Raw genomic sequence first — 7,062 nt, forward strand, 5'->3', positions numbered from 1 at the left:
ACGCCGCGGCGAGCCGCTCCGGGCGCGCCCACAGGTCCGCCAGCACGCCGGTGGGGGTCAGTGGCATCCAGCAGAGGTTGACCTCGCGGCGGACGTCGGGGGAGGCCCGCAGCTCGGCCTCGAGGTCGCGGCGGGTCTCGGCGTCGAGGTCGTCGCGGCGCAGGCCCTGGGCGGCGGCCAGCTGGCGCACGAGGTCGGTGAGCACGCGCCGCACGAACGTCGTGCGGGCGGTGTTGTGGGGCCCTCGCACGTCGCGGGCCGCCGCGCGCGCAGCGGCCACGACGGTGGGGCGCAGGTGCACGGTGCGGCCGTCGACGTCGAGGGCCACTGCGGCCCGCGGCACCCGCTGCCGGCGGCGCACCGCCCGCGCGAGCACCTCGGCCATCCGCAGGTCGCCCTTGACGGCCGCGGCCTCGTCCGGCTCGACGGCGGTGGCGCGCACGCCCGGGTAGAGCTCGCCGAGCGTGGCCATCACCACCCCGGTCTCGCCCAGGGAGGGCAGCACCTGGTCGATGTAGCGCAGGAAGGCGCGGTTCGGGCCGACGATGAGCACGCCGGACCGGGCGATCCGCTCGCGGTGGGCGTAGAGCAGGTAGGCGGCCCGGTGCAGGGCCACGGCGGTCTTCCCGGTGCCGGGGCCGCCCTGGACGACGAGGACGCCGGGCAGCGGAGAGCGGACCACCTGGTCCTGCTCGGCCTGCAGGGTCGCGACGATGTCGCGCATCCGCCCGGTGCGGTGGGCGCTGACGGCGGCCAGGAGCGCCCCGCCGCCGGCCACGACCATGCCGTCGGGGACGCCGTCGGCGTCGAGGACGTCGTCCTCGAGTGCGGTCACCGTGCGCCCGGACAGGGTGAGGTGGCGCCGGCGCACCACGTCGCCGGGGTCCGCGGCGGTGGCCCGGTAGAACGGCTCCGCGGCCGGGGCCCGCCAGTCGGTGAGCAGCGGCTCCTGGCGCTCGTCCGACAGGCCGATCCGGCCCACGTAGCGCACGTCCCCGCCGGCCAGGTCCAGGCGGCCGAAGGCCAGGCGGTCCTCCACCGCCCGCAGCTGGACCACGCGGTCCTCGTAGAGCATCGCGAAGGCGTCGCGCTCGGTGCGGGCGGCGTGGGTGCCGCCCCCGCCGGCGGCGCGGACGGCGCGCAGCCGCTCGTCGGCGAGGCCCCGCAGCTCGTCGAGGCGGCCGTAGAGGGCGTCGACGCGGACCTGCTCCCCGGCGACCTCGCGCGCGATGCCCGACCCGGTGCCCGCCCCGGTGCCCCCCTCGGCGGCTGGCTGGATGCCCGTGCTCATCGCTCGACCCCTCCCCGCGCCCGGCGGCTGCGCCCAGTGCGGCCGTCCAGCCTGCCAGCCCGCCGCACGAGCCGGTGCCCCGGGGTGGGGGACGAGGGGCGCCCGAGGCTCCCGGCGGGCGCCTCAGGCCGTCCGGACCCGCGTGCTGCGCACGGCCGTGGAGCCCGGCGCCCGGCGGGGGCCGGGCGGCTCCGGGGCCTCGCCGGCGCGCTGCAGCACGAGGACGGCGAGGTCGTCGTCCAGGCGCCCGCGCGCCCAGCGGCGGGCGCGGGCCACGACGTCCGACAGGCCCGTGCTCAGCGGCCCCGTGGCCAGGGCGGCGCCGAGCACCTCCTGGGCGGGCAGGAACGGGCCGGACGCGCGCCGGGAGAGCAGCCTGGGCCGGCGCGCCTCCAGGAGGCCGTCGGTGACGAGGACGAGGCGGTCGGTGGGCGCCAGGTGCGACCGGGCGGGCTCCGGGGGGCCGTCGAGCTCGAACATGCCCAGCGGCGGGGACGGGCGCACGGCCACCTCGCGGGCCGGGGCGCCGGACGGGTCGACGACCATCGGGGCGGGGTGCCCGCAGCAGAGCGTCACGACGTCCCCGGTGGCGGCGTCGACCTGCACCAGGGCCGCGGTGACGAACCCCTCGGCGTCCGCGACGCGGCGCACCGTGCGGTCCATCGCGGCGGCCACCGCGGTGAGGTCCTCCAGCTCGAACGCCGCCTCGCGGAAGGAGCCGAGCACGCGGCCGGAGAGGCGCACCGCCTCCATCCCCTTGCCGCGGACGTCACCGACGACCGCGCGCACCCCGAAGGGCGTCTCGAGCACCTCGACGAGGTCGCCGCCGATGCGGGCCTCGGAGGTCGCCGAGAGGTAGACGCTGGCGCACTCCAGGCCGCCGACCACCGGCGGCAGCGGGCCGAGGATGGCGAGCTGGGCGCTGTCGGCCACGGCGGCGACCGCCCGCGCCCGCCGCTCGAGGCGCACCCGGTGCAGGGCCACCCCGACGGCGAGCAGCGACAGCACGAGGACCATCGCGACGCGCACCAGCTGCGGGGAGCTCAGCGCCCCCTCGACCGCCCCCGCGCCGCTGCGCGCGCCCTCGACGCCGCCCAGCGCGAAGCCGAGGCCGGCCGCCACGAGCCCGTGGACGGCGGTGCCCAGCGGCCCGACGAGGGCCGCCGCGGCGAGCGGGACGGCGGCGAGCAGGCCGACGTTGTGGATGCCCGGGCCCTGCACGAGGTCGAGCGCCAGGATGGCCGCGCCGAGGAGGAGCGGCCCCCACACGCCGGTTCCCAGGACCGACGACGTGACTGACCTGTCACCCCGCGTGCGCATCCGCACACTGTCTCAGGCGGACAGGGCGCTGGCCACCACGTCCCTCGCCTGGCCCTGGACCTCGCGCAGGTGCTCCTGCCCGCGGAAGGACTCCGCGTAGATCTTGTAGACGTCCTCGGTCCCGGAGGGCCGGGCCGCGAACCAGGCGTTCTCGGTGACCACCTTGAGGCCGCCGATCGGGGCGCCGTTGCCCGGCGCCTCGGTGAGCACGGCGGTGATCGGCTCCCCGGCCAGCTCGCCGGCGGTGACGTCCTGCGGGCTCAGCGCCGCCAGCCGGGCCTTCTCCTCGCGGGTGGCCGGGGCGTCGACCCGGGCGTACGCGGGGTCGCCGTGCTCGGCGACGAGGTCGGCGTAGAGCTCGCTGGGGCTGCGCCCGGTCGTCCCGCGGACCTCGCTCGCCAGCAGGGCCAGGAGCAGGCCGTCCTTGTCCGTCGTCCACACGGTGCCGTCGGTCCGCAGGAACGAGGCCCCCGCGGACTCCTCGCCGCCGAAGCCGACGCTGCCGTCGAGCAGGCCCGGCACGAAGTGCTTGAACCCCACCGGCACCTCGAGCAGGCGCCGGCCGAGGGAGGCGACCACCCGGTCGATCATCGAGGAGGAGACGAGGGTCTTGCCGACGGCGACGTCGGCGCCCCAGCCGGCTCGGTGGGTGAACAGGTAGGAGATCGCCACGGCGAGGTAGTGGTTGGGGTTCATCAGCCCGCCGTCGGGCGTGACGATCCCGTGCCGGTCGGCGTCCGCGTCGTTGCCGGTGGCGATGTCGTAGGGCGCGCCGGAGGAGCCACCGCCCTCCATGGCGCGCCGCAGGTTCGCCATCGCGGAGGGGGAGGAGCAGTCCATCCGGATCTTGCCGTCGGCGTCCAGCGGCATGAACGCCCAGCGGGGGTCGACGGTGGTGTTGACGACGGTGAGGTCCAGGCCGTGCCGGTCGGCGATCTCGCCCCAGTAGCCCACGCTCGCCCCGCCGAGCGGGTCGGCGCCGATCCGGACGCCGGCCCGGCGCACCGCCTCCAGGTCCAGGACGCTGGGCAGGTCGTCGACGTAGTGCGCGAGGAAGTCGTACTCGCCGGCCTGCGCCCGGGCGCGCTCGAAGGGGATCCGGCGGACGCCGTCCAGCCCGTTCTCCAGCAGCTCGTTGGCGCGCGCCGCGATCGCTGACGTCGCCTCGGAGCCGGCCGGGCCGCCCGTGGGCGGGTTGTACTTGAAGCCGCCGTCGCGCGGGGGGTTGTGCGAGGGGGTGACGACGATGCCGTCGGCGGAGCCGGCCGCGCCCTCGCGGTTCAGGCGCAGGATCGCGTGGGAGACCGCCGGGGTCGGGGTGTAGCCGTCGCGGGAGTCGACGAGCACCTGCACGTCGTTGGCGACGAGCACCTCGAGCGCGGTGCGCCACGCCGGCTCGGACAGCCCGTGCGTGTCGCGGCCGACCAGCAGCGGCCCGCTCACGCCCTGGCCGGCGCGGTGCTCGACGATCGCCTGGGTGGTGGCGAGGATGTGCGCCTCGTTGAAGGCGCCGTCCAGGCTGGACCCGCGGTGCCCCGAGGTGCCGAAGACGACCCGCTGGGCGGGGTCGCTGGGGTCGGGGGAGACGTCGGTGTACGCGCGCAGCAGCGCGTCCAGGTCGACGAGGTCCTCGGGGCGGGCCTGCTGGCCGGCGCGTGGGTGCATGGGCGTCGTCCTACCGCTCCTGACCCGGGGCCGCAATCCCGGCCGGCGGCGGCGCTGCGGTCCCGCGCTGGGCCGCCGAGCGCTCAGGCGCGGCGCGAGCCCTCCTCGGGGATGAGCAGCCACAGCACCAGGTACACCAGCACCTGGGTCCCCGGGAGCACGATCGAGACGACGAACAGGGCCCGCACCAGCGTCGCGCTCAGCCCGAAGCGGCGGGCCAGCGCCGCGCACACCCCCGCCACGACGCGCCCGGACCGGGGCCGCACCAGACCACCCATGCCGCACTCCCTCTCTCGGCCCGCGGCCACGACGGCCACCGGCGACCCCATCCGACCGCGGCCGCGCCCGTCCGTCCACCCCTGACCGCACTCCTCCGGGGGAGTGCTGCTCGCAGGGGCCCCGGAACCGCACTCCTCCGGAGGAGTGCGGAACGAGCACGCCGGGGGTCGTGGAGCTCCGCGCGTGCGGGGGAACTGGCGCCCCGGGGCGGCTCCTGCGGCGGTATGGTGCGGATCGTGCCGCAGTTCCGGATCCGCGAGGCCGCCCAGCTCCTCGGCGTGAGCGACGACACCGTGCGCCGCTGGGTCGAGACCGGCGCCCTGCCCGAGGCCCGTGACGACGCGGGGCGCCGCGTGGTCGACGGCGCGGCGCTGGCGGCCTTCGCCCGCGAGCGCGCCGCGCCCCCGGTGCCCGACCCCTCGGGGGTCGCCCGCTCGGCCCGCAACCGGTTCGTCGGCCTCGTCACCCGGGTGGTCGCCGACGGCGTGATGGCCCAGGTCGAGCTCCAGTGCGGGGCGCACACCGTGGTCTCGCTCATGAGCAGCGAGGCCGCGCGCGAGCTGGAGCTCGAGCCCGGGCGGGTGGCGGTGGCCGTCGTCAAGGCCACGACCGTGGTCGTCGAGACGCCGCGGGGCGCGTCGTGAGGGCCGCCCGCGGGGCGCCGGCCGCCGTCGCGGGGGTGCTGCTCCTCGGCGGCTGCGGCGGCAGCGCCAGCGGGGACGCCGGCGGCGCGCAGGAGCGGGAGGTGACGGTCTTCGCGGCGGCGTCCCTGCGCGGGGCGTTCACCGAGCTGGGGCAGCGCTTCGAGGACGCGCACCCGGGCGTGGAGGTCTCCTTCAGCTTCGCCGGGTCCGGCGACCTGGTCAGCCAGGTGAGCGAGGGGGCCCCGGCCGACGTCCTCGCCACGGCGGACACCGCGACGATGCAGCGCCTCGCCCGCGACGGCCTCGCCCCCGAGCAGCCGGCGCTGTTCGCCACGAACACGCTGACGATCATCACCGCGCCCGGGAACCCCGCGGGCGTCACCTCCTTCGCGGACCTCGCCGACCCCGACCTCGCCGTCGTCGTGTGCGCCGAGCAGGTGCCCTGCGGGGCCGCCGCCCGCGCGGTCGAGGAGGTGACCGGCACCGCGCTGTCGCCGCGCAGCGAGGAGGCGTCGGTGACCGACGTCCTGGCGAAGGTGGCGGCCGGCGAGGCCGACGCCGGGCTGGTCTACGCCACCGACGCCGCCGCGGCCGCCGAGCGGGTCGCGGCCGTGCCCTTCCCCGAGGCCGGCCAGGTGGTCAACGACTACCCGATCGCGGTGCTGCCGGACGCCGGCTCGCCGCGCCTGGCCCAGCAGTTCACCGACCTCGTCACGGGTGGGACCGGCCGCGCGGTGCTGGCCGCGGCGGGCTTCGGGCTGCCCCCGGAGCCCCCGGCCGCCTCGTGAGCGCCGCATGAGCTCGCTGCCCCGGTGGGTGTGGCTGCCGGCGGCGGCGGGGACCGCGCTCGTGCTGCTGCCCCTGGCCGGCCTGGTGGCGCGGGTGCCCTGGCGCGCCTTCGGCGCCCTGGTGACGTCCCCGGCCTCGCGCGACGCGCTCGTGCTCAGCCTGCGGACCGCCACCGCGAGCACCCTGCTGTGCCTGCTGGTGGGCGTGCCGCTCGCGCTGGTGCTCGCCCGCGCGTCGTTCCCGGGGCTGCGGCTGCTGCGCTCGCTGGTGCTCGTGCCGCTCGTCCTCCCGCCCGTCGTCGGGGGCCTGGCGCTGCTCTACACGTTCGGGCGCCGTGGCCTGGTCGGCCAGCACCTGGAGGTCCTGGGCGTGCAGGTGGCCTTCTCCACCACCGCGGTCGTCCTCGCGCAGGCCTTCGTGGCGCTGCCCTTCCTCGTGCTCAGCCTCGAGGGGGCGCTGGCCACCGCCGGTCAGCGCTACGAGGCCGTGGCGGCCACCCTCGGCGCCCGGCCCACCACCGTGCTGCGCCGGGTCACCCTGCCGCTGGTGCTGCCCGGGCTGGCCTCCGGGACGGTGCTCGCCTTCGCCCGCTCGCTGGGGGAGTTCGGGGCCACGCTCACCTTCGCCGGGAGCCTGCAGGGCGTCACCCGCACCCTCCCGCTGGAGGTCTACCTGCAGCGGGAGGAGGACCCCGACGCCGCCGTCGCCCTGTCGCTGGTCCTCGTCGTCGTGGCGGTGGTCGTCGTCGTGGCCACCCGCGGCCGCCCGGCGCTGCGGTGACCGGCCTGGCCGCGCGCCTCGTCCTGGGCGCTCGGGGCCTGGACGTCGACCTCGCCGTCGCGCCGGGGGAGGTGGTCGCCGTCCTCGGCCCCAACGGGGCGGGGAAGTCGAGCCTGCTGGCCCTGCTGGCGGGCCTGCTGCGCCCCGACGCGGGCCGCGTCGTCCTCGACGGGGAGGTGCTGGTCGACACCGCGACCGGCGCCTGGGTGCCCCCGCACCGGCGCGCCACGGCGCTGCTGGCCCAGGAGCCGCTGCTCTTCCCGCACCTGAGCGCCGCGGCCAACGCGGCCTTCG

At 77.7% G+C, this 7,062-nt stretch carries 8 protein-coding genes; 4 read left to right on the plus strand and 4 right to left on the minus strand.

What is annotated here, in order from left to right:
- The 4 genes from AC5FZL_RS14260 to AC5FZL_RS14275 all read right to left on the minus strand — a co-directional run.
- The coding region (locus AC5FZL_RS14260) for a HelD family protein (RefSeq protein WP_493619555.1) at positions 1-1,291 on the minus strand (1,291 nt) is incomplete at its 3' end.
- Between the two features lie 123 nt (positions 1,292-1,414).
- Positions 1,415-2,560: a PP2C family protein-serine/threonine phosphatase gene (locus AC5FZL_RS14265; protein ID WP_493619556.1), complete on the minus strand. Its 1,146-nt coding sequence runs from the start codon at positions 2,558-2,560 to the stop codon at positions 1,415-1,417.
- A 63-nt stretch (positions 2,561-2,623) separates the two neighbouring features.
- Positions 2,624-4,276 carry a phosphoglucomutase (alpha-D-glucose-1,6-bisphosphate-dependent) gene (gene pgm / locus AC5FZL_RS14270; RefSeq protein WP_493619557.1) on the minus strand — a complete coding sequence of 551 codons (1,653 nt, stop codon included), beginning with the start codon at positions 4,274-4,276 and terminating at the stop codon, positions 2,624-2,626.
- Positions 4,277-4,359: 83 nt separating this feature from the next.
- Positions 4,360-4,554, minus strand: coding sequence for a PspC domain-containing protein (locus tag AC5FZL_RS14275; RefSeq protein WP_493619558.1), 195 nt, complete (start codon positions 4,552-4,554; stop codon positions 4,360-4,362).
- A gap of 237 nt (positions 4,555-4,791) precedes the next feature.
- On the opposite strand from AC5FZL_RS14275, the gene AC5FZL_RS14280 reads away from it, so the two are divergent.
- The 4 genes from AC5FZL_RS14280 to AC5FZL_RS14295 form a co-directional block, all read left to right on the plus strand.
- The gene (locus AC5FZL_RS14280; protein ID WP_493619559.1) at positions 4,792-5,199 is read left to right on the plus strand and encodes a TOBE domain-containing protein; all 408 of its coding nucleotides are present in this window, start codon (positions 4,792-4,794) and stop codon (positions 5,197-5,199) included.
- The gene (modA, locus tag AC5FZL_RS14285) at positions 5,196-5,987 is read left to right on the plus strand and encodes a molybdate ABC transporter substrate-binding protein (protein ID WP_493619560.1); all 792 of its coding nucleotides are present in this window, start codon (positions 5,196-5,198) and stop codon (positions 5,985-5,987) included. Before AC5FZL_RS14280 ends, modA begins: the two co-directional genes overlap by 4 nt.
- A 7-nt stretch (positions 5,988-5,994) precedes the next feature.
- Positions 5,995-6,768, plus strand: a complete 774-nt coding sequence (locus tag AC5FZL_RS14290; RefSeq protein ID WP_493619561.1) for an ABC transporter permease — start codon at positions 5,995-5,997, stop codon at positions 6,766-6,768.
- A partial coding sequence (locus tag AC5FZL_RS14295) for an ATP-binding cassette domain-containing protein (RefSeq protein WP_493619562.1) occupies positions 6,765-7,062 on the plus strand: 298 nt, incomplete at its 3' end. The genes AC5FZL_RS14290 and AC5FZL_RS14295, both read left to right, overlap by 4 nt.

It is taken from the genome of Quadrisphaera sp. DVD1 (assembly GCF_058932755.1).

Coding starts and splice junctions, on each gene's coding strand:
- AC5FZL_RS14275 (WP_493619558.1), bottom strand. CDS start 4,554: ATGGGTGGTCTGGTGCGGCCCCGGTCCGGGCGCGTCGTGGCGGGGGTG.
- AC5FZL_RS14290 (WP_493619561.1), top strand. CDS start 5,995: ATGAGCTCGCTGCCCCGGTGGGTGTGGCTGCCGGCGGCGGCGGGGACC.
- pgm (WP_493619557.1), bottom strand. CDS start 4,276: ATGCACCCACGCGCCGGCCAGCAGGCCCGCCCCGAGGACCTCGTCGAC.